Annotated in this window: 22 protein-coding genes and 1 pseudogene; 20 read left to right on the top strand and 3 right to left on the bottom strand. The window is 46.3% G+C overall.

Annotated elements, in window-relative coordinates; all coding sequences use genetic code 11:
- Positions 1 to 15 precede the first annotated feature (15 nt).
- From asnB to WKT10_RS07080, 5 genes and pseudogenes are all read left to right on the top strand, one after another.
- Positions 16 to 1,596, top strand: a complete 1,581-nt coding sequence (gene asnB, locus WKT10_RS07100) for an asparagine synthase B (RefSeq protein ID WP_340276369.1) — start codon at positions 16 to 18, stop codon at positions 1,594 to 1,596.
- Between the two features lie 349 nt (positions 1,597 to 1,945).
- Positions 1,946 to 3,553: a CTP synthase gene (locus WKT10_RS07095; protein WP_066548223.1), complete on the top strand. Its 1,608-nt coding sequence runs from the start codon at positions 1,946 to 1,948 to the stop codon at positions 3,551 to 3,553.
- A gap of 10 nt (positions 3,554 to 3,563) precedes the next feature.
- Positions 3,564 to 3,671 (top strand): annotated as a pseudogene (locus WKT10_RS07090) (glucosamine--fructose-6-phosphate aminotransferase); the annotation flags it as partial.
- A gap of 78 nt (positions 3,672 to 3,749) precedes the next feature.
- On the top strand, positions 3,750 to 5,174 hold the full coding sequence (purF, locus tag WKT10_RS07085) for an amidophosphoribosyltransferase (protein WP_337434073.1): 1,425 nt from the start codon (positions 3,750 to 3,752) through the stop codon (positions 5,172 to 5,174).
- 15 nt (positions 5,175 to 5,189) lie between these two features.
- Complete coding sequence (locus WKT10_RS07080; protein ID WP_337434072.1) at positions 5,190 to 6,374, top strand: LL-diaminopimelate aminotransferase; 1,185 nt, start codon at positions 5,190 to 5,192, stop codon at positions 6,372 to 6,374.
- A gap of 151 nt (positions 6,375 to 6,525) precedes the next feature.
- Here WKT10_RS07080 and WKT10_RS07075 read toward each other — a convergent pair whose 3' ends face one another.
- The gene (locus WKT10_RS07075) at positions 6,526 to 7,215 is read right to left on the bottom strand and encodes a helix-turn-helix transcriptional regulator (protein WP_337434071.1); all 690 of its coding nucleotides are present in this window, start codon (positions 7,213 to 7,215) and stop codon (positions 6,526 to 6,528) included.
- 16 nt (positions 7,216 to 7,231) lie between these two features.
- Here WKT10_RS07075 and WKT10_RS07070 point away from each other — a divergent pair, with 16 nt between their 5' ends.
- The 10 genes from WKT10_RS07070 to WKT10_RS07025 all read left to right on the top strand — a co-directional run bounded on the left by WKT10_RS07070 (position 7,232) and on the right by WKT10_RS07025 (position 18,475).
- Positions 7,232 to 8,227 (top strand): MATE family efflux transporter, encoded by a 996-nt coding sequence (locus WKT10_RS07070; RefSeq protein WP_340276419.1) that lies wholly within the window; start codon positions 7,232 to 7,234, stop codon positions 8,225 to 8,227.
- An 85-nt stretch (positions 8,228 to 8,312) separates the two neighbouring features.
- On the top strand, positions 8,313 to 9,215 hold the full coding sequence (locus WKT10_RS07065) for a LysR family transcriptional regulator (protein ID WP_177968165.1): 903 nt from the start codon (positions 8,313 to 8,315) through the stop codon (positions 9,213 to 9,215).
- 109 nt (positions 9,216 to 9,324) lie between these two features.
- Complete coding sequence (nikA, locus tag WKT10_RS07060; protein ID WP_340276365.1) at positions 9,325 to 10,944, top strand: nickel ABC transporter substrate-binding protein; 1,620 nt, start codon at positions 9,325 to 9,327, stop codon at positions 10,942 to 10,944.
- 79 nt (positions 10,945 to 11,023) lie between these two features.
- A complete protein-coding gene (opp1B, locus tag WKT10_RS07055; RefSeq protein WP_337434069.1) occupies positions 11,024 to 11,962 on the top strand; it encodes a nickel/cobalt ABC transporter permease in 939 nt (312 codons plus the stop codon).
- A gap of 5 nt (positions 11,963 to 11,967) precedes the next feature.
- Positions 11,968 to 12,792: a nickel/cobalt ABC transporter permease gene (gene opp1C, locus WKT10_RS07050; RefSeq protein ID WP_340276363.1), complete on the top strand. Its 825-nt coding sequence runs from the start codon at positions 11,968 to 11,970 to the stop codon at positions 12,790 to 12,792.
- Positions 12,789 to 13,628 carry an ABC transporter ATP-binding protein gene (locus tag WKT10_RS07045; RefSeq protein WP_340276361.1) on the top strand — a complete coding sequence of 280 codons (840 nt, stop codon included), beginning with the start codon at positions 12,789 to 12,791 and terminating at the stop codon, positions 13,626 to 13,628. Before opp1C ends, WKT10_RS07045 begins: the two co-directional genes overlap by 4 nt.
- Positions 13,612 to 14,406 carry an ABC transporter ATP-binding protein gene (locus tag WKT10_RS07040; protein WP_340276359.1) on the top strand — a complete coding sequence of 265 codons (795 nt, stop codon included), beginning with the start codon at positions 13,612 to 13,614 and terminating at the stop codon, positions 14,404 to 14,406. Before WKT10_RS07045 ends, WKT10_RS07040 begins: the two co-directional genes overlap by 17 nt.
- Positions 14,403 to 15,335 (top strand): M14 family metallopeptidase, encoded by a 933-nt coding sequence (locus WKT10_RS07035; RefSeq protein ID WP_337434066.1) that lies wholly within the window; start codon positions 14,403 to 14,405, stop codon positions 15,333 to 15,335. Before WKT10_RS07040 ends, WKT10_RS07035 begins: the two co-directional genes overlap by 4 nt.
- 591 nt (positions 15,336 to 15,926) lie before the next feature.
- Positions 15,927 to 16,304: a sensor histidine kinase gene (locus WKT10_RS07030; protein WP_337434065.1), complete on the top strand. Its 378-nt coding sequence runs from the start codon at positions 15,927 to 15,929 to the stop codon at positions 16,302 to 16,304.
- Between the two features lie 200 nt (positions 16,305 to 16,504).
- Entirely contained in the window at positions 16,505 to 18,475 is a 1,971-nt protein-coding gene (locus tag WKT10_RS07025; protein WP_337434064.1) for a carbohydrate-binding domain-containing protein, read from the top strand.
- A 306-nt stretch (positions 18,476 to 18,781) separates the two neighbouring features.
- Here the strand turns inward: WKT10_RS07025 and WKT10_RS07020 are convergent, their stop codons facing one another.
- The gene (locus tag WKT10_RS07020) at positions 18,782 to 19,012 is read right to left on the bottom strand and encodes a hypothetical protein (protein WP_337434063.1); all 231 of its coding nucleotides are present in this window, start codon (positions 19,010 to 19,012) and stop codon (positions 18,782 to 18,784) included.
- Positions 19,009 to 20,988: a ribosomal protection-like ABC-F family protein gene (gene abc-f, locus WKT10_RS07015; RefSeq protein ID WP_337434062.1), complete on the bottom strand. Its 1,980-nt coding sequence runs from the start codon at positions 20,986 to 20,988 to the stop codon at positions 19,009 to 19,011. Before abc-f ends, WKT10_RS07020 begins: the two co-directional genes overlap by 4 nt.
- 175 nt (positions 20,989 to 21,163) lie before the next feature.
- On the opposite strand from abc-f, the gene WKT10_RS07010 reads away from it, so the two are divergent.
- The 5 genes from WKT10_RS07010 (at position 21,164) to WKT10_RS06990 (ending at position 25,437) form a co-directional block, all read left to right on the top strand.
- Positions 21,164 to 21,829 (top strand): redox-sensing transcriptional repressor Rex, encoded by a 666-nt coding sequence (locus WKT10_RS07010; protein WP_066548277.1) that lies wholly within the window; start codon positions 21,164 to 21,166, stop codon positions 21,827 to 21,829.
- A 1-nt stretch (position 21,830) separates the two neighbouring features.
- Entirely contained in the window at positions 21,831 to 22,214 is a 384-nt protein-coding gene (acpS, locus tag WKT10_RS07005; RefSeq protein ID WP_066548279.1) for a holo-ACP synthase, read from the top strand.
- 1 nt (position 22,215) lies between these two features.
- Complete coding sequence (locus WKT10_RS07000; RefSeq protein WP_296038976.1) at positions 22,216 to 23,802, top strand: NAD(P)H-hydrate dehydratase; 1,587 nt, start codon at positions 22,216 to 22,218, stop codon at positions 23,800 to 23,802.
- Positions 23,799 to 24,989, top strand: a complete 1,191-nt coding sequence (gene alr, locus WKT10_RS06995; protein WP_296038974.1) for an alanine racemase — start codon at positions 23,799 to 23,801, stop codon at positions 24,987 to 24,989. The genes WKT10_RS07000 and alr overlap by 4 nt, the downstream gene beginning before the upstream one ends.
- An 85-nt stretch (positions 24,990 to 25,074) precedes the next feature.
- Positions 25,075 to 25,437 carry a type II toxin-antitoxin system PemK/MazF family toxin gene (locus tag WKT10_RS06990; RefSeq protein ID WP_317438607.1) on the top strand — a complete coding sequence of 121 codons (363 nt, stop codon included), beginning with the start codon at positions 25,075 to 25,077 and terminating at the stop codon, positions 25,435 to 25,437.
- The last annotated feature ends 5 nt before the right edge of the window (positions 25,438 to 25,442 follow it).

Below are 25,442 nucleotides of genomic sequence, written 5' to 3'. Positions count from 1 at the left end.
TGGAGGTATGTTCCTATGTGTTCCATCATGGGTTATTGCAGCCGCAATGCGGTTCTGAGCAGTTTTATGGAAGGATTTCAAAAAACCATATCAAGGGGGCCGGATGACAGCAGAGTGGTTGAAACGGGCGATGGAATTCTTGGATTCCACCGATTAGCCATTATGGGCCTGACTCCGTCGGGAATGCAGCCCTTCCGGCTCGGAAACAGTTATGTAGTCTGTAATGGAGAAATTTATGGATTTGAGAAGCTGAAAAAAGAGCTGTCAGTAAAATATACGTTTGAAAGCAATTCGGATTGTGAAATTCTGCTGCCAATGTATCGGGAATACGGCACAGATATGTTTGCCATGCTGGATGCCGAATTTGCCTGCATCCTTTACGACGGGGAAGCAGGGGAGTTTATCGCAGCAAGAGATCCCATTGGAATCCGCCCACTGTATTATGGATATGATAAAGATCATGCGATCATATTTGCCAGTGAACCCAAAAATCTGACAGGGCTTACGGACAGGATCATGCCGTTTCCTCCGGGACATTATTATAAAAAGGGACAGTTTATCTGTTACTGCGATATAGCCAAAGTCCATAGGGTCTGTTATGACGATCTGGAAACTGCCTGCGGGAAGATTCATGATAAGCTGGTGGCAGGCGTAGAGAAACGTCTGATAGCAGATGCAAAGGTGGGATTCCTGCTTTCCGGCGGCCTGGATTCGTCCTTGGTGTGTGCGATTGCAGCAAAGAAAAGCAGCGAGCCGATCAAGACCTTTGCCATCGGAATGAGCGAAGATGCCATCGACTTAAAATATGCAAGGCAGGTGGCAGATTATATAGGAAGCGACCATACAGAGGTTTACATGACGCCGGATGAGGTACTGTCCTCTCTGAAGACTGTGGTTCAGCTGTTAGGAACCTATGATATAACCACAATCCGCGCATCCATAGGAATGTATCTAGTGTGTAAGGCAATCCATAACCAGACAGATATCCGAGTTCTTTTAACTGGAGAGATCTCAGACGAGCTGTTCGGCTATAAATATACGGACTTTGCACCGGACGGGAAAGCTTTTCAGGAAGAATCCCAGAAACGGATCCATGAACTGCATATGTACGATGTACTGCGTGCAGACCGCTGTATTTCCGTAAACTCCCTGGAGGCAAGGGTTCCTTTTGGAGATCTTGATTTCGTAAAGTATGTGATGGCGCTGGATCCGGAATTGAAACTGAATACCTACGGAAAGGGAAAATATCTGCTCCGCCATGCCTTCGAACAGGGCGGTTATCTTCCGGACACAATCCTTTGGAGAGAGAAAGCTGCCTTTTCAGATGCAGTAGGCCATTCCATGGTTGATTATCTGAAGGAATATGCAGAAAGCCAATATACGGATGAAGAATTTAAAAGCAGATGTGAACGTTATACGTATGCCCGTCCTTTTACAAAAGAGTCATTATTATACAGGGAGATTTTTGAAACTTTCTATCCGGGACAGGCAGAGATGGTAGTTGATTTTTGGATGCCAAACAAAACGTGGAAGGGATGTAACGTAAATGACCCATCTGCGCGTGTGCTTTCTAACTACGGAGACAGCGGAAAATAAAATAACCACTCTTTTTTCTGTATTATCGCTAAAGTTCTGTAATTATTATCAAAATACAGATTCGAAACCCTGTCCCTGTGGCTGGAGCGTCACGCAGTACAATAGGATAAGGAGATATGTGGAAAGAGTTTTACCATATGGCAAATGACTACGTTGATCATATTACTCTTTCAGACCTGATGGGACAGAATATCCGAAGCGATAGGGCTGAGCGAATTTCAGAAAAAACGGATTGACAAGATATGGCTTAAGAGGTAGAATAGCGTCCATAAAGGCAAAGGCGTCTTTAAGTTTAGATAAACTTAAAGGCCTCTTTGCCCTTTTTGCGTTCAAAAATGGAGGAAAGACAATGACAAAATACATTTTTGTGACCGGAGGAGTGGTGTCCGGCCTGGGAAAAGGAATTACAGCTGCTTCTCTTGGACGGCTTTTAAAGGCAAGGGGGTTAAAGGTTGCAGCCCAGAAGCTGGATCCCTATATTAACGTAGATCCCGGTACGATGAGCCCTTATCAGCATGGGGAAGTGTATGTGACGGAAGACGGGGCGGAAACCGATCTGGATCTGGGACATTATGAGCGGTTCATCGATGAAGATCTGAATCAGTATTCCAATCTGACAACAGGAAAGGTGTACTGGAACGTTCTGAATAAGGAACGGCGAGGAGAATATCTGGGATCGACGGTTCAGGTGATCCCTCATATTACCAATGAGATTAAAGAATTTGTGTACCGCGTAGGAAAAAAGACGGATGCGGATGTGGTGATTACGGAAATCGGTGGAACCATCGGCGATATTGAATCCCAACCGTTTTTAGAGGCGGTACGCCAGATTTCGCTGGAGGTTGGACAGGAAAACAGCCTGTTTATCCATGTGACGCTTGTTCCTTATCTGAGCGGTTCAGAGGAGCATAAGTCAAAGCCGACACAGCACTCAGTTAAGGAGCTTCGCGGAATGGGGATCAATCCCGGTATTATTGTCCTTCGTTCTGACAGGCCATTAGAGGAATCTGTTTTTCGGAAGATTTCCCTGTTCTGCAATGTCAGGGAAGACTGTGTGATTGAAAACATAACGCTGCCAAATCTCTATGAAGCGCCGCTGATGCTGGAAAAATCCGGTTTTTCCGATGTGGTGTGCAGGGAGCTTCACATTGAGGCGCCAGAGCCGGATCTGACAGACTGGACGGCGATGGTAGAACGGATCCACAATCGTTCTGAAGAAGTACACATTGGCCTGGTTGGAAAGTATGTAAAGCTTCACGACGCCTATCTGTCTGTAGCAGAAGCAATGAATCATGCCGGATATGAAGAGAATGCATTTGTAAAAATCCACTGGATCGATTCCGAAGGGATTACCAGGGAAACTGTAAATGATGTTCTGCATGGACTGGATGGAATTATCGTTCCCGGCGGTTTTGGAAGCCGGGGAATTGAAGGCATGATCCTGTCTGCAAAGTATGCCCGTGAAAACAGGATACCTTATTTTGGCATCTGCCTTGGAATGCAGATTGCTGTTATCGAATTTGCACGGCATGTTCTGGGGCTTACGGATGCCCATTCAGGAGAATTTGATGAGCAGTGCGCCCACAGGGTAATTGATTTTATGCCGGGACAGAGCGGGGAGATTGATAAGGGAGGCACGCTGCGTCTGGGAAGCTATCCCTGCTGCATCAAGGCCGGGACGAAAATGGAAGAGTGCTACGGATCAGAACAGATCCATGAGCGTCACCGCCACCGTTATGAGTTTAATAATGAATATCGCGGGGAGCTGGAGAAAGCTGGACTGGTCATAAGCGGAACTTCTCCAGACGGCAGGCTGGTTGAAACCATAGAGCTGCCGGAGCATCCATTTTTTATAGGCGTACAGTTTCATCCCGAATTTAAGAGCCGCCCCAATCAGCCTCATCCCCTGTTTAAAGGCTTTATTTCTGCGGCATTAAAGCAGACAGAAGAAAAATAGGAGTAGAAATATGTGTGGAATTATCGGATTCGCAGGAAATACAGAGGCGGTTTCCGTACTGTTGGACGGTTTAAAACGGCTGGAATACAGAGGATATGATTCGGCAGGCGTTGCGGTTGTGATATTGATAAACCGAGGAATCTGGCAAAATCGGTTACGGTAGAGTAAGGAAAGATCAGTAGGAGGAAATAACGGGATGGGAATTCATGAGGAATGCGGCGTATTTGGAGTAATGAACAAAAAAAAGGAGCCTGTGGCAGAGCTGGTTTATTACGGACTCTATGCATTGCAGCACAGAGGACAGGAAAGCTGCGGGATCGTTGTCAATGACGACGGAGTATTTTCTTCCTATAAAGACCTTGGGCTTGTAAGCGAAGTATTTTCTAAAGATACACTATCCCATCTGCCGGAGGGAACCATAGCTGTGGGACATGTAAGATATGGAACCACAGGAGGAAACACGAGAAGCAACTGCCAGCCCATTGAAGTCAATCACCAGAAGGGGAAAATGGCTCTGGCTCACAATGGAAATCTGAGCAATGCTCTGGAGCTTCGCGACAGGCTGGAGTTGTCAGGAGCTATTTTTCATACCACCAGCGATACGGAAACCATCGCATATATTATTACCAGAGAACGGCTGAAGACACCCAGTATTGAAGAAGCTGTAAGCAATGCGATGGAGTCGCTGGAAGGGGCCTATTCCCTGGTTCTTATGTCTTCCACGAAGATGATCGCCGCCCGCGACCCCTATGGCTTCAGACCCCTGTGCTATGGAAAGATGCCGGACGGCGCTTATGTTGTGGCTTCAGAAAGCTGCGCATTGTCAGCAGTGGGGGCAGAGTTTATCAGAGACGTACTGCCGGGAGAAATCCTGGTTTTTCATCCGGATGGTGTGGAATCCAGAAGAGAGCATTGCGGAAAACAGAAGAAAAAAACCTGTATTTTTGAGTATATCTATTTTGCCAGACCGGATTCTGTGATAGACGGAGTATCTGTCCATGAATCGCGGATAAGGGCTGGGGAACTGCTGGCGGAGACCTATCCGGCAGACGCGGATATTGTGATCGGAGTTCCGGACAGCGGTCTGGACGCTGCCCTGGGCTTTGCGAAAAAATCCGGCATTCCCTATGGCATAGGACTGATTAAAAACAAATATATTGGACGGACGTTTATATCTCCGGGGCAGAGCGAACGTCTGGATCAGGTAAAAATCAAGCTTTCTCCTGTAAAAAGTGTGATTGAGGGGAAAAATGTGGTTCTGATCGATGATTCCATTGTCAGAGGAACGACCAGCAGGCGTATCGTAAAGCTTTTGCGCGAAGCGGGAGCAAAGGAGATCCATATGAGGATTTCCGCGCCTCCCTTCCTGCATCCCTGCTACTATGGAACAGATATTGATTCAGAAGAAAATCTGATTGCCAGCCATCACAGTACAGCGGAAATCGCGAAGTTGATCGGAGTCGATTCTCTGGGATATCTGCAGGTGGATCAGCTGAACAGGCTGATTGACAGCAATGACTATTGCGCAGCCTGTTTTCATGGACAATATCCTACGAAAATACCAACGGATCTTCGGAAAGACCGATTTGAAAGAAAGCTGTCTGAGAGAAACAATCAGTAGAAAGGAATAAAATCTATGATACCGAATACCAATTACAATAATTTGAAGGAATCCTATCTGTTTTATCATATTGCCCAGAAAACAAAGCTTTATCTGGAAGAGCATCCGGAGGCGCATCTGTATCGTATGGGAATCGGAGACGTATCCCTTCCTCTCTGCGGCGAGGTGATCAAAGCGCTTCACAAAGCAGTCGACGATCAGGGGGAAAAGAGCCGTTTTCACGGCTATATGCCGGAGTGCGGAGACCCTGAACTGAGAAAGATAATTGCCGAATATTATAAAAAAAGAGGCGTAGGGCTTTCACAGGAGGAAGTATTTATTTCCAGCGGGGCAAGTGACGAGCTGGGAGATATTCTCGATCTGTTTGGCAGGGATAAAACGGTTATGATCATGGAACCGGCCTATCCGGCTTATGTAGACGCCAATATAATCGCAGGGAATAAAATCATTCACATCCCATCGGGAGAGAAGGAGGGATTTCTTCCGCTGCCGGATGAAAGCGTTACAGCGGATGTCATTTACATCTGCTCCCCCAATAACCCTACAGGAGCCGTTTTCAATTATGACAAATTAAAGCAGTGGGTAGATTATGCCAACCGCACGGACGCTGTCCTTTTGTTTGACGCCGCATATGAGGCGTTTATTGAAGATGAGGATGTTCCCCACAGTATTTTTGAAATAGAGGGGGCAAAAAACTGTGCGATCGAAATATGTTCCCTGTCTAAAACAGCGGGCTTCACTGGCACCAGATTGGGCTATACAGTGATTCCCGGAGCGCTGAAACGAAACGGGATGAGCTTAAATGAGATGTGGATACGCAACCGTACAACGAAAACCAACGGGGTATCTTACATTATCCAAAAGGGAGGAGCCGCTGTTTTTACGGAAGAAGGACAGAGGCAGATCCGTGAAAGAATACAGGTTTATAAAAATAATGCGAAGGTATTGATGGATGCCCTTGATCAGCTGGGAATCTGGTATTGCGGCGGAAAAAATGCTCCTTATATCTGGATGAAGTGTCCGAATGGAATGGGAAGCTGGGAATTTTTCGATTATCTGCTTCATGAAATCCAGGTGGTGGGAACTCCGGGAGAAGGCTTTGGAGCCTGCGGCGAGGGATATTTCCGTTTTTCTACCTTTGGCTCGCCGGAGGATACGAAAGAGGCAGCCGGGCGGCTTGTGAAGCTGCTTGCCCGATAAAAACAATAAAAAGCCAGTGGTATTACATTGCCCTTTGGGCGGGAAATACGACTGGCTTTTTTACGGGAAGTTTCTTTTTCAACTGGACATCGTTTCTTAATTCATCATCAATATCTGTATGAAAAAATCGTAAATATGAATAGATTTTTCTTCAGGAGTTCCGTATAATGTCAAAATTGGAATGCAGATATTGATTTGGATTACACCCCATTTTGGAACGAAAAGCAGCGGCAAACCGGCTCTGGCTGCTGAAGCCGCAAAGAGCAGAAACCTCTGCGATCGAGTATTTTCCATCCGCCAGATAGGGCAGACTCCGCATAACTCTGTATTCAGTCATATACTGGCTGATTGTCACACCTGTCATCTGTTTGAAAATCCGACAGCAGGATTCCCTGGACAGCAGTGTATGATTTGCGAGCCCGGTCAGAGAAAAAGGCTGGTTGAAATGTTCATGGATATAGTCCCGCATAATCCGGAGCCTGCGAAGAGCTTCCTGGCTGGATGGGCAATGGTTTTTAAATTTATTTTTGTTTTCTAAAAGCAATTGATAAAAGCAGTCAAGTATCAGGCTTTTGACCTTCAATTCAAAAAAGTCAGATTTAGAATCAAACAGGTGGACAAGCTGAATCAGGTTTTTTACAATTTCATTCTGTATTTCATTTTCGAGAAGGAGAGGAATACAGGGGAGATCTGTATTATGGAAAAAGGGGGAGAGGCAGTTTCGATCAATATCATTTCCCGGTGTCTTAGAAAGAAATGCTGTCTGAATAATGATCGTGTCGATCATTACATGACTGTTTTTTATGGGAACTGCACTGTGAGGGACATCGGAATTGATCACAATCGCCTGTCCGGGAATGAGTGTATGTACTTGTAATGAGGCATACGAATATATGTTTATTGTTCTTTTAGGAAGCGGAGCCACCTTTTTTTACAATATGATATCCAATATACTGCGGGCTCTTGGAGACAGCCGGACGCCCCTGTACTATCTGGTATTTTCCTCTCTGCTGAATATTGTTCTGGATATCCTGTTTATTGTGCCTTTTAAGGGCGGTGTTGCAGGTGCTGCATGGGCTACTGTTTTGTCCCAGCTTCTGGCTTCTTTATTATGTGCCGTTTCAGGTGTAAGGAGATATGAGGAGCTGAGGCTGTCACGAAGGGATTTTTCCGGACTAAGGAGGGTCTGTATCCGGGAACTCAAAATCGGGTTTCCTATGGGATTTCAGATGTCCGTTATGTGTATAGGCCAGCTTGCCATGCAAAGTGCGGTTAACGGATTTGGAAGTATGGCTGTGGCCGGTTATACGGCGGCTACGAAAGCGGATCAGGTTTCTGTGCTTGTCAATAATGCAACTGCGTCCGCTTTGTCTGCATATGTTTCTCAAAATTATGGAGCTGGAAAATGGAAACGCATTCGTCAGGGAGTACATGCCGCACTCATCCAGACCCAGTGCCTGAATCTTATGATGGGAGTGGGAATCCTCCTTCTGCGCCGTCCTATTGTGGAAATGTTTCTTGCCAATCCGCCTAAAGAGGTTATCTGGTATTCAAATGGTTATCTGAATTGGGTGGCCCCCTGCTATCTGATACTGGGAGCGCTCAGTATCTACCGCTGTGCCGTTCAGAGTATGCAGAATACAGCGGCACCTTTTATCGCCTGTATGATTGAACTGGTGATGCGTATTGGAAGCACATTGTTTATCTGTTCCCTGTGGGGATACACAGGAGTATGTATTGCCACACCTCTTGCATGGATTGGGGCAGGCAGCTATGTAATGTTTGTGTACTACAACAGTATGCAGCGGAAAATGCTGCCTGCAGACTGCCTTTCGGATACTGTAAAGGGGTAGATGTTAAAACAGTGATATTGACTGTAAATAAAAATTAGTGTAAACTAACCACAGACTTAAATAAACGACGTGGGAGGAAGATTAAATGGATATCAAGCAACTGGAGTTTTTTGTGACCGCCTGTGAACGGGGAAGCCTGTCTCAGGCGGCCATTTGTTTATATACTTCCCAGCCAAATGTGAGCAAAACGATCCGTTCTCTGGAGCGTGAGTTGGGAAGGCCGCTGCTTGAACGCAGCGGAAAAGGCGTTTCTCCAACGGTTTATGGAGAAACCGTTCTGGAATATGCAAAAATGATACTGAAAGCAACGGCGACCATTTCCTCTCTAGCGGTTCCGGATATGAAAAACAGTATCCGGATTTCCACTTATCCAAGCAATATGATCGCAAGGCTTCTGACAGATTTTTATAAAGAATGGGGACATGTGTATTCCATAGAGCACCATGAAGGAACGGTAGAGGACATTACGGAACAGGTACATCAGGGGATTTCTGAGATAGGGATCGTTTATGTGGCACAGCATCAGGTTCAGACCTTCCAGCACATTCTGTCCCATAAAAACCTGGAATTCATACCGTTAAAGACGAAGAAAATCTGCCTGTATGTGGGTCCCTGCCATCCTCTGTACTATGAGCAAAGCGTAGACTTTTCTGAGCTCCAGGAGCTGAAATTTGTCCGCGGAGTAAGAGATTTTTTTTCTATGGAGCACCATCTGGAAACAGTCAGCATGGGTCTGATCGATACAAAAAACCTGAACCATGCGGCCTACACAAACAGTGACCATCTGACTGTCAACCTTCTTTTATATACGGATGTATGCAGTCTGGGACTTGATTTTATGTATGAGCCCTATTCCCAGTATGATTTAAAAGCCCTTCCTATCAATGGCTGTGAACCATTTTTACAGGTCGGTTATGTAAAAGATCCAGCCCGCATTCTTTCCAGACAGGCAGAATGGATTCTGGAAAAATTTCAGCAAATGCTATAACAATCTGTTATGGAGTGGCAGAACAAATTACCATCTAGTAAGGCTGAACTAACTCTGATACAATAATGCAGGTCAGATAAAGCTATAAAAATTACTGGAGGTAAGCACTATGAAAAAAAGATTTCCGGCACTGGTTCTGGGAGGAATCCTGGCGCTTGGTCTTTTAAGCGGATGCGGACAGAAAGAAGCTGCATCATCGGTTTCAACAGCAGCATCGGAACCGGCCGCTGCAGTCAACGGTTCCGACCAGGAACTGGTTTTTGTAAATTATCGGGATATCCGGGATTTAAATCCACATCTGTATGCAGGAGAAATGTATGCCCAGAGCATTTTGTACGATACTCTGGTGAGCATTACAGAAGACGGATATGAGGGATGCCTGGCAGAAAGCTGGACCATCAGCGAGGATGGAAAAATATATACATTTAAAATCCGCAATGGAGTTACTTTTTCGGATGGAACCGTTTGCGATGCCAATGCAATCTTAGCGAATTTTAATGCAATTATTGAGAATAAAAATCGTCATACATGGCTGGAGATGATGAACCTGCTGGTTGGGGTATCGGCTCCGGATGACCATACATTTGTAATAGAATTGAGTGAAGCCTATTATCCAATGCTTACGGAATTAGGTTGTATCCGTCCTTTTGCCATGATTTCTCCCAATTGCATGATTAACGGAAGTACAAAAGACGGAGTGAGCGGGTATATCGGAACCGGTCCTTATGTGCTTACTGATTTCGAGACAGATCAATATGCCGTATTTGAGCGCAATGAAAATTACTGGGGAGAAAAGCCTAAAATTGAAAGGATTACCGTAAAAGTAATTCCTGATAACCAGACCCGTATTATGGCGCTGGAGTCTGGAGAGATCGATCTGATTTTTGGTAAAAATATGCTGGATGCAGATGCCATCAGTCAGTATGTGGACAGTGATAAATTTGAAGTTGCCCTTTCCAATCCTACCTCTACAAGACATATTGTATTAAACACGACGAATGAGATTCTCAGTGATACGGCTGTCCGTCAGGCACTGCAGCATGCGACCAACAGAACGGCAATTTCGGAAGGTATTTTTTATGGGCTGGAGCAGCCGGCAGATACGCTTTACGCAGCTACGGTTCCTTACTGTGATGTAGAACTGACACCATACGAATATAGTACAGAAACCGCATCCAGTATGCTGGATGAAGCAGGATGGATTATGGGAAGCAGTGGCATCAGGGAGAAAGGCGGAAAAAAACTGGAACTGGATTTATTGTATAACAGCGATAGTGTAACGGAAAAAACCATTTCTGAATATCTGCAGAGCGAATACCTGAAGCTTGGAATTTCCCTCAACATACATGGTGAGGAGGAGCAGTCCTACAGGGACAATATGAAAGCAGGTAATTTTGATATGGTATTCAACATCTGCTGGGGTATGCCTTACGATCCACAGTCTTCGCTGGCGGCAATGAGAGCACCGGTTTACGGAGATTTTGCGGCACAGCAGGGACTGGCAGATAAGAAAGAAATTGATCAGGCAATTACGGATATCCTGACTACCACAGATGAAGAGGAACGTCAGGAACTGTACCGGTTCGTTCTCACCCGTCTCCACGAGGATGCCGTATATATTCCTCTGACTTTTGAATGCAACAAGGCGCTTTATACAAAGAATTTACAAGGCGTTCATTTTGGAACAGACCAGTATGATGTTCCGTTTTCCGACATGTATTTTGAATAATCAGGAAAAGCCGTTTCTTCTGAGAAGCGGCTTTTTAAAAGATAAGACCTGAAAATCTATAAGAAAGAGGGGAAAAGCTGTGAAACGATATGTCATTCGCCGTCTGATGATGGCTGTTCCATTGCTGCTTGCGATTTCCTTTATCTGTTTTCTGTTTATCAATCTGATTCCATCTAATCCCGCAGAGGTTGCCCTAAGGGTACAGCAAATGCCTGTGATAACAGAAGAGGCCATTGCCAGGATGGAGGAAATGCTTGGTCTGAATAAGCCGTTTTTGATCCGGTATTTTGACTGGCTTGCAGGATGCCTGCAGGTAGACTTTGGAATCAGCTATGTGAATCCCAAAAGAACCGTAGCCGGAGAAATTTTAAGATGTCTTCCGGCCACCCTGCAGCTTGCGGGAGCTTCCTTTGTGATCGTATTGCTTTTGAGTATTCCAATCGGATTTTTGTGTGCAGTATACAAGGATGGATGGTTTGATAAGATGATGAGAAGCATTGTCTTTGTTACCACTGCCATGCCGCCTTACTGGGTTGGACTGCTGCTGATGTGGGCAATCGGTGTAAAATTTGGATGGCTGCCTACCAATGGAAACGGAACATGGAAGCATTTGATCCTTCCTGCATTTACAGTGGCATTAAGCTATATATCGACCTATATCCGGCTGATACGCAATAATATGCTGGAGAATATGAAACAGGATTATGTCCTTTATGCCAATGTCAGAGGATTATCTCCAAAATCGATCTGGGTAAAGCATGTTCTGAAAAATTCCATGCATACCTGCATTGTTGCAATGGGAATGAGTATCCCTCAGCTGATATCAGGTACCATTGTTGTAGAAAATGTATTTTCATGGCCGGGACTTGGAACTCTGTGCATCAGTTCTATTTTTAACAGGGATTATCCAGTTATTCAGACCTATGTTTTGCTGATCGGTGTTCTTTTTGTAGTATTTAATTTGATATTTGATATTTTGCAGACAGTGTCTGACCCACGGCTGAGAAAGGAGGATTAGAGAACATGGCAAAGCGTTTTTTTCAGAACAGAACGGCAGTTTTTACAACGTTTGCAGTTTTGCTCATTGCTCTTATTGGGATTTTTGCTCCGGTTATTGCCCCGAACGATCCCTATGAAACCAATATTATCAATAAGTTTGCTTCCTACAGCGTCCAGTACCCCCTTGGAACGGATCAGCTGGGCAGATGTGTGCTTTCCCGCATGATCTTTGGAATCCGCCCCACCTTGGGGCTGGCAGCTCTTACTATGGCAGGAACCATTGGGATTGGGGCAGTCCTGGGCATTATAGCCGGATATTTCAGAGGGATTGCAGAGGAGATTATTATGCGGATCGTAGATGTGATGCTCTCCTTTCCCAGCCAGATCATGGTATTTGCAGTGGTGGCCCTGCTGGGAGTCAGTGTCCAGAATGTGATCATTGCCAATGTGTTTATAAAATGGGCCTGGTATGCCCGCATGATCCGTACCGGAGTTATGCAGTACAGGGATAAAAATTTTGTACAGTTTTCCAGGTGCGTAGGCATGCCAGAGCGTTTTATCCTGTTCCGTCATTTGCTGCCGTCCATCACTTCTGATCTGGCAGTTCTGGCTTCTCTGGACATTGGATGGGCGATTATTAACATCTCTACATTATCTTTTTTGGGACTGGGAGTTCAGGCACCCACACCAGAATGGGGCGCTATGTTAAATGAGGCTAAGGAGGTTCTGACCAGCAACCCAACTCAGATGCTTGCGCCAGGAATTGCAATCGTTGCCCTTGTGTGCTGCTTTAATCTGCTGGGAGATGCGATGCGGGACGTTCTTGATCCAAAGGAGGTGGCAAAGTGACACCAGTATTTGAATTGAATCATCTTCAGGTATCCCTGCGAGGCAAAAAAAGGAATACGGATTTAGTGAAAGGCGTCTCTTTTTCGGTAAAGCAGGGGGAGTGCCTGGGAATTTTGGGGGAATCAGGAAGCGGAAAATCCATGTCAATTAAGGCAGCCATGGGGCTTCTTGATAAGAATTTTGTTGTTTCCGGAAGCGCGAAATTTCAGGGAGATGAGCTGGTTGGGAAAAATGCAGAGCAGCTGCGCAGGCTGAGAGGCGGGCAGGTTGGAATCGTACTGCAAAATCCCATGACCTGTTTCGATCCTCTGTACCGTATCGGAAACCAGATTGCAGAAACATTTGCAGCTCATCAAAAATGGGATGCCGGAGAAATAAAAGAGAGATCCATTGAAATGTTAGATAAAATGCAGATCCGAAATCCAGAGGAGGCACTGGAAAAATATCCACACCAGCTTTCCGGCGGAATGCTGCAGCGTATTATGATTGGAATTGCCATGTCCATGGAGCCGTCTCTGCTGATTGCAGATGAGCCTACCACTGCAATCGATGCTATTACACAGTTTGATATTTTAAATGAATTTGCAGTCATTAAACAAAAGCATAAGACCGCGATGATCTTTATTTCTCACGACCTTAATGCTGTTTCGCAGATAGCAGATAAAATTGTGGTTCTGAACCAGGGAACAGTAGTGGATCAGGGGGATTTCCATCACATTATCCACCATGCGGCAGATCCGTATACAAGGCTGTTGATTGAAAAACGGACGGATGTTATGAGAAAATACAGACAGGCGCTGGAAGGAGGAGAGTGCAGTCATGCTCAAGCTGGATAAGATATGCGTCAGCTTCCGCAGGGAATGCCAGGACAAGCTGTTTGGACATACAAAACAGCAGGTTTTATTTGATGTATCAGCGGAGGTGAAAAAAGGAACCTGCCTGGGGATTCTGGGAGAATCCGGAAGTGGAAAATCTACTATGGGCAGGGTGTTATGCGGACTTTTAAAACCGGATTCGGGAACCGTATTCCTCAATGGAGTTTCCGTATACGGTTCAAAACAGGGACGTAAGAATCTGCAGGATCGGTTAAGTATTGTTTTTCAGGACTATACAACCTCAGCCAATCCCCGTTTCAGAGTGGCGGATATTTTGAAGGAAGGCCTCTTTGTCCGTCAAAGACGAGAGAGGAAAAAGCTGAATCAGGAAAAGGAGATCCGCCGGCTGCTTGAGCTGGTAGGCCTGTCCTATGACTTTGCCGGTCGGTTTCCCCATGAACTGTCAGGAGGCCAGCTTCAGCGGATCTGCATTGCCCGGGCGGTTGCGTGTAATCCGGAGTTGATCTTATTTGATGAGGCGATTTCCTCACTAGATGCCCATACCCAGGTTCAGATCATGGATCTTTTGCTTGATTTAAAGGAAAAGCTTGGATTGACCTATATTTTCATTACCCATGATCTTACATCTATAACCTATCTTTGTGATGATGTGCTGTTTTTGTACCAGGGAAGGGTGACAGAGTATCTTCCGGTAAAGCAGCTAAGCGAAGCAAAGGATATCTATGCCAGAAAGCTTTTAGAATCTATTATCGTTTTTGACACAGAGGAGGCATCATGATCGTTTGCGGATACGAGATACAGGCGGGGGAAAAGAAACATATAAAAATTCCCGTCTTACAGGCGGAGGCAATGGAAGGAATTTGTATCTGTGGAAAAAATCAGGGGAAAACTCTGGTCATAACGGCAGGAGTTCACGGCTGCGAGTATGTGGGGATAGAAGCAGCGAAGCGAATGGCTGAGTTTCTTGACCCCATGGAATTGGCGGGAAACGTGATATTGATCCCTCTCGTAAACAGATGCGGATTTTTTGACGGCAGAAAGCAGGTGGTTCCGGAGGATGAAAAAAATTTAAACAGGGTTTTCCCTGGAAAATCGAATGGAACGATTTCTGAACGGATTGCTTATACCATGGAAGAATATATCTATCCCTGTGTAGATTTTCTGATTGATCTTCACAGCGGAGACAGCAATGAAGATTTGATTCCTCTTGTTTTTTATCCCACAAAGGGAGAGAAGGCGGTTAATGATAAAGCATTACAGGCAGCCAAAGTATTATCCGTACCTTACAGGGTAAGCTCTCAGGCGAAAAATGGATTATACAGCTGGGCCGTACAGAAGGGGATTCCGTCTCTTTTGATCGAACGGGGTTCAGGCGGTCTGTGGTCGGAGAATGAAGTGGAGCGGTGTATGGAGGATATGCACCGCATTATGGCATTTCTTGGGATAAAACAGGGTTCATATGAAAAAACATCGCAGGCAGATATAAAAGAAGCCGTTTATGAGGAGGCAGTCTCTGACGGTTTTTGGTATCCCTCTATTACAGCGGGGAAGCGGGTATGCTGTGGGGAAAAGCTGGGAGTTTTTGAATCCTTTCCGGCCGGGGAAAGAATGGAGATTCCGGCAAAATTCGATGGAGTTGTCTTATATCATACCACAGCTCTGGGAGTAAGGGCTGGAGAGGCATTGGCTGCATATGGGAAGATATAAGTGCAGAAGGATGTTGCGATCGGGTGTGCAGTTTTTATATCTGCACACCCTGTTTTATGGATGGTGCGCCTAGCGGCGCACGTTTCTAACAGGTTAAAGTCCCGAATCCGCCCGGTAGTGGGAAGGATATAGCCGAAGGCAAGGGTGTCCATCGTGAGGTGGGATCTGAAGGAAGCTGGATGTGAGGGACATACTAACTCACGGGCAAATCTCTGGTCTGATGAACAGAAATCTCATATGAGGTCATGCATGAGGGTAAGGCTGCCATCCAAGTCGAAGCCCAATAACTACACGGAATCATGCATGATAGATGAGGCAGATGGATGGAGAGGAAGAAACGTGTGGTACCTAGGGAGGTCTGTGCGGCACGCCTTGAAAGAGGTAACCATTACATAAAGCAATGCTGAACGCACAGAAGTCAGCAGAGGTCATAGTAGCCGAGAGGTGAAGGACTGATGGTGTATAAATAAAGGAAAGAAAAAGTCCGAGTCGCATCAGAACTTCCAGCAGCAATCGAAAGGGCATTTTCGACCGTTCGAGTTTCAGATTGTTTAGGGGGGGTTTGTTCGTGCAATTATGTGCGGTAATTTGATGGATTGCTATAGTTCCATCTCTCCCATGGTATCCATGAAGTGGGAACAGAAGTCAATCCATAGTCTGCTCACGATTTTGCTGGATAATGCTGTAAAATATTCGGATGAAGACGGAACTATCCTTGTGACCCTTGAGAAAAAGAAAAACAGGATCCGGCTATCCGTTTTTAATACGACAAAATCTATTTCCAGAGAACAGATTTCTCATTTATTTGACCGTTTTTACCGTACAGACAGCTCCAGAAATTCTGAAACGGGAGGATACGGGCTGGGATTATCCATCGCAGCTTCAACCGTGGCAGCCCATGGAGGGAAGATCACAGCTGAAACAAAGGATGAAAAATCCTTACAGATTTCAATCTTATTTCCGGCATAAGGCCTTATCGGCACTCCGCACAAGTTTATCTGTGCGGATTTTTTATTTTTTAAAAGCTTTTTTAAGTTGAGTTAAGGTCTGCTCCTTATAGTAAGAAAATCAAAAATATCAGGAGGAACTTGTATGGCATACTATGAACTTCAGCAGGTGAAAACCACAAATATGGGGAGCTTATTTAAACTTACATAGGAGGCAGAAGAATGAGAAAAAAGCAAATCGCAGGTATTTTTATTACAGGTATTATTTTATTATCCGGATGCGCCAGAAGCAGCACGGAACCAGGCACAGTACAAAGTGCAGATGAAACCCGGACAGCCGAAAATGATCCGACGAATGAAAGCATGGAAACAGGGGAAAATTCCGAAAAAACCACATCTTTTGAAATAGATACATCCGATATGTTTTCTGACAGCGACAGAAATGTGGAATATAATGAAGCGGAAAGTACAATCATCCAGCTGTCCGATGAAGGTTCCTTCTGTGATACGGACACCGTTGTGATCGATCAGAATACGGTAACGATTACGGATGAAGGAACCTATCTTCTTTCCGGAAGCCTGTCAGACGGTATGCTCATTGTAAATGCCGAAACTACAGATGAAGTACATCTGGTATTTAACCAGGCAGCCATTTCCAATCAGGATTCGGCGGCGGTCTATATTGCGTCTGCCGATAAAGTGTTTCTTACGCTGGCAGATGGTACAGAAAACGCCGTATCAAATGGAGGCGTCTACGCAGACATTGATGAGGATACGATCGATGGGGCAATCTTCTCAAAAGCCGATCTGTTGTTCAACGGAACGGGAAAACTTATAGTAACCGCAGCAGCCGGACACGGGATTGTGTCAAAAGCCGATCTGATCTTTGCTGATGGCAGCTATGAGATTTCGGCGGCTGAGCATGGGATTGAAGGAAAAGACAGTGTGCGCATTGCTGAGGGAACGTATGAAATCCTTTCAGGAAAAGATGGAATTCACTCTGAGAATGATGAAGATGAAACTCTTGGATTTATCTATCTGAAGGATGGAATATTTAAAATCCAATCCCAGGGTGACGGGATCAGCGCTGGAAACTGGCTGCTGGCAGAAAATGGAACCTATGAAATAACTACAGGACAGGGAGGCGTTTCCGCAGAAGAAAAAAACAGTCTGGAACAACACAAACAGGAGGAGCAGGAAAAAAGTGCGAAAGGTATAAAGGCCGGAGCACAAATGCTTTTGAAAGAGGGAACGTATTGTTTGGATACAGAAGATGATTCAATCCACTCTAATGGAGATGTTTTTATCACCGGAGGAGATTACACTCTGTCTTCCAGAGATGATGGAATCCATGCAGATGACGGAGCTGCCATTTCCGGAGGCAGTATTAAGATTTCAGAAAGCTACGAAGGAATAGAAGGTTTGACGATCGATATTACAGGAGGACAGATCGATATTACAGCATCTGACGACGGTGTGAATGCTGCCGGAGGCAGAGACGGAAGCAGTATGGAAAAAGGACAAGATCCGTTTGTATCTATGGAAGGAGCCTATATTTCAATTTCAGGCGGCAGTCTGAGAATCAACGCGTCAGGAGATGGGATTGATTCAAATGGAGATCTTATGATTTCCGGTGGAGAAACCTATTTATCCGGACCGGTCAATGGTGGAAATAGTTCATTGGATTATAATGGAAAAGCAGTGGTCACAGGAGGAATTTTTGCTTCATCAGGCGCATCCGGTATGGCACAAAACTTTGATCTATCTTCTACCCAGGGGATAATAATGGTTACTTTGAATCCGCAGGAAGCCGGAACGCAGATCGCCCTGAAAAACAGTGACGGCACAGAGCTTTTATCCTGGAAAGCAGAAAAAGAATATTCATCTGTCCTCATTAGCAGCCCGGATATCAGACAGGGAGAAAGCTATTCATTAACAGCCGGTACGGAGGAGAAAATGATTACTATGGACAGTCTTGTTTACGGCGCCGATATTCCTGAAAATGGAAAGGCTCCCGTTGGCAGTGAGACTCCTAAAGGCGGTAGGGGGCCTGAGAACGGCGAAGTTCCCACAGGCGGGAGAGCGCCCATGGAAAGGGAACCAGCGGAGAATGGTAAAAGACCCGGAGAAATGGACAATAAACCGGGAATGGGAGAAAAACCCGATAATGAAAATAAAAAAGAAATCCAGTAAATGTGTGGGATGTATAGTTGACACAGGAAGAATATTACGGTAGCCTTCTGAAAAAATGAAAGAAATATTTAGAGCAGCTGGCAGGACAATACCCTGTCCGTGAAACAGAAGATGGTATTCATCCGATGGGGAAGCAGCCATTAAGGGGATTTCATAGAGAAAAAAATTAGTAAGATTTACACGGAATGAACTGCAGAGGTTGACAGCAGAAATTCAGATCCTATCGTAAAAAAGGAAACTGCGGTCATTTTCATGACCGCAGCCTATGAAGACATACTCCCGGGAGGTTCCCGCTTTATCAATAACCTACAATGTTTTTTTTCGTTCATCCTCTTCCTGACCTGGATCGTCCCCATGCTTTAATACCCTTGCCATCAGCGCCATAGCATAAAACAGGACGGAAAAGAAGAGGATCGAAAAAGCCACAGCCATCAGTGTATTTTTGGAAGCCCCGGTAAGAGCCAGAATAAAAAACAGGAGAACAAGCCCTGCAAGGAGAAGGACTCCAAGAAGAGCCAGAATACGTTTTAATTTCATTCCTCTGCCAGCGCCTCCCATAATTCGTAAAGTTTTTCCAGTTTTTCACTGATGGAATCCTTTTCTTTGTTCAGCTCCATCAGTCTGGACACATCGGTATAGACTTCTTCCAACGCCAGCAGCTCATTGATCTCGCTGTCTCTTGTTTCTAACTGGTGGATGGCGTCTTCGGTCTTTTTAAGTTCATTCTGACGTTTGCGGATCCTGGCCTGCTCTTCCTTCTGAGCCTTCCAGTCAAGCTTGGCCCCTGTATCTGAAGCAGAAGAGGAGGCAGCGGTACCGGAAGAAGCTCCCGTTCCGGCATCAGCCGGACGGCCTAAAGCTGATTTTGGAGCCTCAGAGCCTCGTCCTGCAAAAAATGCAGCCTCCACATCCTCCTTTTTCTCCAGATAATAATCATAATTGCCAATATAATTTATAAAGGACTGTCCGGTCAGATCCAGAATCCGGGTAGCGGTGCGGTTGATGAAATAGCGGTCATGGGACACGTAAAGCACCGTTCCTGTATATCGGTTTAATGCACTTTCCAGAATCTCCTTTGAGGTAATGTCCAGATGGTTGGTGGGCTCGTCAAGGAGCAGGAAATTGGCGTCAGAAAGCATAAGCTTTGCAAGTGAAACGCGGCCCCGTTCGCCGCCGCTTAAATCCTTGATCAGCTTAAACACATCATCACCGGTAAAGAGGAAAGAAGCAAGGGTATTGCGGATCTGAGTGTTGTTCATATTGGGATAGGTATCCTGGATTTCCTGAAACAGGGTTTTATCCATGTGGAGGACCTGATGCTCCTGATCGTAGTAGCCGATATGAACCTTGGCGCCCAGGCGGATTTCTCCGGCATCAGCAGGGATCAGGCCGTTTATGATCTTAAGAAGCGTGGTCTTTCCGGTACCGTTATTTCCGATAACCGCAATCCGTTCCCCACGTTTGATTTCAAAGCTGCCATGTGTAAATAATGTCTGAGTATCAAAGGACTTGCTTAAGTCTGTGACGGTGAGTACATCATTTCCGCTGACTACGTCCGGTTCCAGACGGATATCCATGGAATCGTTGATTTCCACTGGCTTTTCCAGACGCTCGATTTTATCCAGCATCTTTTCCCGGCTTTCTGCCCTTCGGATGGATTTTTCACGGTTAAATGATTTTAATTTGGCAATGACCGCTTCCTGATGGCGGATTTCCTGCTGCTGATTTAAGTAAGCACGGATCTGTGCGTCTCTGAGCATGGCTTTTTTATCGCTGTAGGCGGAGTAATTGCCGGAAAAAACAGTGGCGGTGCCATTGTCCAGCTCGATGACCTTTGTAACCACACGGTCCAGGAAATACCGGTCGTGGGCCACGATGATCACGCTTCCTGAATAGCCCTTTAAATAGGTTTCCAGCCATGCAATAGACTCCATATCCAGATGGTTGGTGGGCTCGTCCAGAAGCAGGATATCGGGTTTGGTTAAGAGAAGCTTGCCTAAGGATACACGGGTTTTCTGGCCGCCGGAGAGCGCCTGGATGGGCTTTGAAAATTCATCCTCTGAAAATCCCAGACCCTTTAATACCCCCGTAATTTCACTGCGGCAGGCGTAGCCGTTTTCCAGCTCGAACGCGTGGTTTAAGCGGCTGTATTCGGAAAGCATAGCCTCCAGTTCTTCACCGGAGGCAGATTTCATGGACTGTTCAAGGTTTCGTAGACGCTCCTCCATTTCAAGGATAGGCCGCTTTACCTCTAAAAGAGCGTCATAAATGGTCTCAGCGCCCTCCAGATCCTGATGCTGGGCCAGATATCCGATGGAAGCGCCCTTGGCCCAGGTTACACTTCCCTCATCTGGTGCCAGATCACCGATGATGATCTTTAAAAGAGTGGATTTTCCCGCGCCGTTAATCCCTACGACAGCGGCTTTTTCATGTTCCTCTATATGAAATGAGACCCGTTTGAGGATATGGTTATCTCCAAAGGACCGGCTGATGTTGCTGCATGACAGGATCATTTCAAAACTCCTTTTTTAGCATAAATTCTATGTTTTTTGCATAATATGCACCAATCAGTATAATATAGGAACATATTTTTTTCAAGAACATCCTGAAAGTGATTTGACATTTTTTTAACGCCCGATTATAATAGAAAGCATTAGATTGAATCATATAAGGAGAGGGTGGCACAGGATGGAACGCAAGGAAATATCGAAAGCGGTTATTTCGAGACTGCCCCGCTATTACCGCTATCTGGGGGAGCTGATTGAAGAAGGAGTGGAGCGTATCTCTTCCAATGAACTGAGCAACCGCATGAAGGTTACAGCTTCTCAGATCCGCCAGGATCTGAATAATTTCGGCGGCTTCGGACAGCAGGGCTATGGCTATAATGTAAAATATCTGTACTCGGAAATTGCAAAGATTCTGGGAATCGACCAGCAGCACAATCTGATCATCATCGGAGCCGGAAATCTGGGACAGGCAATCGCCAATTATACAAATTTTGAACGGAGAGGTTTTGTGATCAAAGGGATGTTTGATATCAATCCCAAGCTGATCGGTCTGGTGATCCGCGGGATTGAAATCCGGTCCGTGGACGATCTGGAAAGCTTTATAAAAGAGAATGAGATCCAGATCGCGGCTCTTACCATACCAAAGACAAAGGCTCCCGAGATTGCGGATCGTCTGGTAGCAGCAGGAATCAAGGCAATCTGGAATTTCGCCCATACGGATCTTGTTGTACCGGAGGATGTAGTTGTGGAAAATGTGCATCTGTCTGAAAGTCTGATGCGGCTGTCCTACCGGGTATGCAGTATGCTGGACCGGGATGAAAAAAACGAACGCACAGGAAGCAAGTAGGATGATACTGGGAGTTGGAACCGATCTGATCGAAATAAAGCGCATGGAAAAGGCCTGCAGGAGGCCTCATTTTGTCGCTCGCACATTTACGGAGACGGAAAGCCGGCAAGCGAAGGGGTCTGCCTCTAAGCTGGCCGGCTCTTTTGCTGTGAAGGAGGCCGTGGCAAAGATGTTCGGCACCGGGTTCCGGGGATTTATGCCCGGAGATATCGAGGTGCTTCGGGATGAGCTTGGAAAACCCTATGTCAATCTTTACGGCGGCGCTAAAAAGCGATCTGAGGAAATGGGGCTGACACAGATCCATGTGTCTATCTCCAATACAGAGGATTTTGCCATGGCATTTGCAGTGGGCGAAAAGGAAACGTCCGCAGAGAGGAGAACATGATATGAGAACCCTTCTGACAGGTAGAAAGATGAAAGCAGTGGATCATTACACCATCCATGAGGTCGGGATTCCTTCCCTGGTTTTAATGGAGCGGGCAGCTTTGGCGGTCGCAGACTGCGCATTAAAGGCAGCCCGAGCATTTGCCGCACACAGTCCGGTCTGGGCGCTGTGCGGTGTGGGAAATAATGGAGCGGATGCAGCGGCGGCAGCCCGGATGGTTTATTTAAAAGGACTTCCTGCAGTTATTTTTCTGGCCAGTTCAGAGGAAAAGGCGACAGAAGAATTAAAGCTCCAGCTTTCCATTGCCAGGAAGCTGGGGATACCTGTAAAAAAATGGGAACTTATGAAAGAGGAAGCAGAAAACTGCGGGATTCTTTTCGACGGCCTTTTCGGTGTGGGATTAAGCCGGGAAATCCAGGGAGAATACAGAGCCTGTATGGAGCTTGCAGCAGAGATTCTTAAAGGGAATGGAAAAACAAAGCCATGGTGCATTGCTGTCGATATTCCTTCCGGGATCCATTCCGGTACGGGAGCGGTGATGGGGATTGCTCTGAAAGCAGATGAAACCGTAGCCTTTGGCTGGGAGAAGATTGGAACTGCCGTATATCCGGGAAGGGACTATGCGGGAAATGTTACGGTTGCAGACATCGGTTTTCCTGAGGAGGCCTTAAGGGCAGAGCCGGAAGAGGAGGATCCGATCTCTATGGCGTATGCCTGCGAGGAAAGCGATTTAAACCGGGTACCGGAGCGGAAAGCCTATTCAAATAAAGGGACCTTTGGCCGCGTGCTGATCGCAGCAGGCTCTAAAAACATGAGCGGAGCAGCTTATCTTAGCGCTCTTGGAGCCTACAGGGCCGGAGCTGGACTTGTAAAAATCCTGACCGTGGAAGAAAACAGGACGGTTTTACAGACCCTTCTTCCGGAAGCCATTATTTCTTCTTATCGTCCGGAAGAGCTTTTAGGCGGGAGAGAGGATTTTAAGGAACGGATCGAGGCTGAGATGAACTGGGCAGATGTGGTGGTTTTAGGCCCTGGTCTTGGAAGCGAGCCTTATGTGGAATATCTGGTAGAGGATATCCTTACAAGCGCCTTTGTGCCTGTGATCATTGATGCGGACGGCTTAAATACCATTGCATCTCACCCCTATCTGACCTCCTACTATACGGAAAATATTGTGATCACTCCCCATTTGGGGGAAATGGCGCGGCTTACAAGCCAGAAAATCAGTGAAATTCAGGCCGATCTTCCGGCTGCGGCATTTTCCTATGCATCCCACTACGGGATTACCTGCGTTCTTAAAGATGCGGCAGCCGTGACCGCAGGAAAAGAGGGGACTTTATATATCAATACCAGCGGAAGCAGCGCTATGGCAAAGGCCGGATCCGGAGATGTGCTTACCGGCATCCTGGCCGGGCTGATGGCCCTGGGAATGGAGGAAGAGGAAGCAGCCGCTTTGGGCGTTTATATTCATGGGCTGGCAGGAGAGCGTGCAGCCGGAAATAAGCTTCACAGCCTGCTTGCATCAGAGATTGCTGAGGCAGCCGGGGCCTTTATGGATCGGCAGAAGGAGGAAATCAAAACAAAATGAGACCTTACAGCAGAGTATATGCAACGGTAAATCTGGATGCCGTTGTTTCTAATATGAAAGCTATGAGAGAGGCCCTTCCGGCCTCTACAGCCATTATGGGTGTCGTAAAGGCAGACGGCTACGGCCATGGAGCAGTTCCGGTGGCCTGGGCCATGGATCCGTATGTGGAAGGTTATGCGGTATCTAATATAGACGAAGGGATCAATCTGCGCCGCCATGGGATCCAAAAACCGATCCTGATTTTAGGTGTGACCCACAGACAGCGGTTTGAGGAGCTTTTGCAGTACAAGATCACCCCGGCTATGTTCCGTTTAAAAGAAGCCAAGGAATTATCCTGTCTGGCAAAGGAAAGAGGCCTTACGGCCAAAATCCATCTGGCCCTTGATACAGGCATGAGCCGGATCGGCATGGCTCCCAGCAGGGATGCTGCAAAGGAGGCAGCCGGGATGGCGTCCCTTCCGGGCATTGAAATCGAGGGGCTTTTTACCCATTTTGCAAGAGCAGATGAGACAGACAAGACCTTTTACAGGGAGCAGTATGACAAATATCTGGCCTTTTTAGGTTATCTGGAGGAATATGGGGTCAATATTCCCATCCGCCACTGTTCCAACAGCGCCGGGATCGTAGAAGATCTGGATTCAAACCATATGGATATGGTCCGTGCCGGAATCTGTATTTATGGTCTTTATCCATCGGATGAAGTGGATCGAAGCCGGATTCGACTGACGCCTATAATGGAAATTAAGAGCTTTATCACCTATATTAAGGAAATAGGACCAAAAACGCCAGTAAGCTACGGCAGCACCTTTGTATCAGATAAGACTATGCGGGTGGCAACCATTCCTACCGGATATGCGGACGGTTACAACCGCGCTTTGTCCAATAAAGGTTTTGTCCTTATCCGCGGAAAGCGGGCCAGGATCCTTGGCCGGATCTGCATGGATCAGTTTATGGTCGATGTGACGGATATCCCTGAGGCAAAAGAGGATGATGAGGTTACTTTGATCGGAAGGGATGGGGAAGAAGAGATCACAGTAGAAGAAATGGCTGCCTGCTCAGGTGGTTTCCACTATGAGATCATCTGCGATATTGGAAAGCGGGTGCCCCGAGTCTATATAAAAGACGGTGCGATTGCAGGAACAAAGGATTATTTTGATGACCGCTACGAAGGGTTTGAAGAGCCATAAGATATTTATAAGAGGTACAGACACGCTCCCTGGACTGTCCCCCTACATATGCTGATAGTGTATCAGTACATGGGAGGGGAAAGCTATGATCATCAGACGGGGAGATATCTTTTATGCGGATCTTCGCCCGGTTGTGGGCTCTGAACAGGGAGGTGTGCGTCCGGTGCTGATCATTCAGAATGATGTGGGAAACCGACATAGTCCTACGGTAATCTGTGCAGCGATCACCTCCCGTATGAATAAGGCAAAACTGCCTACTCATGTAGAGCTGAAAGCCAGAAACCGGAGTCTGGTCAGGGATTCTGTCATTTTACTGGAGCAGGTACGCACCATTGATAAACAGCGGCTGAGAGAAAAAATCTGTCATATTGACGGGGAAATGATGAGACGGGTAGATGAGGCTATGCGGATCAGCCTGGAGCTGGGAACGCGAGAAAGGAGTTTTTGAATTTA

It is taken from the genome of Enterocloster sp. HCN-30185, assembly GCF_037890305.1.
Taxonomy (GTDB): Bacteria; Bacillota; Clostridia; order Lachnospirales; family Lachnospiraceae; genus Enterocloster.
This window is presented reverse-complemented; position numbering and strand designations above follow the sequence as displayed.

Coding starts and splice junctions, on each gene's coding strand:
- WKT10_RS07095 (WP_066548223.1), top strand. CDS start 1,946: ATGACAAAATACATTTTTGTGACCGGAGGAGTGGTGTCCGGCCTGGGA.
- asnB (WP_340276369.1), top strand. CDS start 16: ATGTGTTCCATCATGGGTTATTGCAGCCGCAATGCGGTTCTGAGCAGT.
- nikA (WP_340276365.1), top strand. CDS start 9,325: ATGAAAAAAAGATTTCCGGCACTGGTTCTGGGAGGAATCCTGGCGCTT.
- acpS (WP_066548279.1), top strand. CDS start 21,831: ATGATACTGGGAGTTGGAACCGATCTGATCGAAATAAAGCGCATGGAA.
- WKT10_RS07035 (WP_337434066.1), top strand. CDS start 14,403: ATGATCGTTTGCGGATACGAGATACAGGCGGGGGAAAAGAAACATATA.
- WKT10_RS06990 (WP_317438607.1), top strand. CDS start 25,075: ATGATCATCAGACGGGGAGATATCTTTTATGCGGATCTTCGCCCGGTT.
- WKT10_RS07040 (WP_340276359.1), top strand. CDS start 13,612: ATGCTCAAGCTGGATAAGATATGCGTCAGCTTCCGCAGGGAATGCCAG.
- abc-f (WP_337434062.1), bottom strand. CDS start 20,988: ATGATCCTGTCATGCAGCAACATCAGCCGGTCCTTTGGAGATAACCAT.
- purF (WP_337434073.1), top strand. CDS start 3,750: ATGGGAATTCATGAGGAATGCGGCGTATTTGGAGTAATGAACAAAAAA.
- opp1C (WP_340276363.1), top strand. CDS start 11,968: ATGGCAAAGCGTTTTTTTCAGAACAGAACGGCAGTTTTTACAACGTTT.
- WKT10_RS07030 (WP_337434065.1), top strand. CDS start 15,927: ATGGATTGCTATAGTTCCATCTCTCCCATGGTATCCATGAAGTGGGAA.
- WKT10_RS07010 (WP_066548277.1), top strand. CDS start 21,164: ATGGAACGCAAGGAAATATCGAAAGCGGTTATTTCGAGACTGCCCCGC.
- WKT10_RS07070 (WP_340276419.1), top strand. CDS start 7,232: ATGAGTGTATGTACTTGTAATGAGGCATACGAATATATGTTTATTGTT.
- WKT10_RS07065 (WP_177968165.1), top strand. CDS start 8,313: ATGGATATCAAGCAACTGGAGTTTTTTGTGACCGCCTGTGAACGGGGA.
- alr (WP_296038974.1), top strand. CDS start 23,799: ATGAGACCTTACAGCAGAGTATATGCAACGGTAAATCTGGATGCCGTT.
- WKT10_RS07000 (WP_296038976.1), top strand. CDS start 22,216: ATGAGAACCCTTCTGACAGGTAGAAAGATGAAAGCAGTGGATCATTAC.
- WKT10_RS07020 (WP_337434063.1), bottom strand. CDS start 19,012: ATGAAATTAAAACGTATTCTGGCTCTTCTTGGAGTCCTTCTCCTTGCA.
- WKT10_RS07025 (WP_337434064.1), top strand. CDS start 16,505: ATGAGAAAAAAGCAAATCGCAGGTATTTTTATTACAGGTATTATTTTA.
- WKT10_RS07080 (WP_337434072.1), top strand. CDS start 5,190: ATGATACCGAATACCAATTACAATAATTTGAAGGAATCCTATCTGTTT.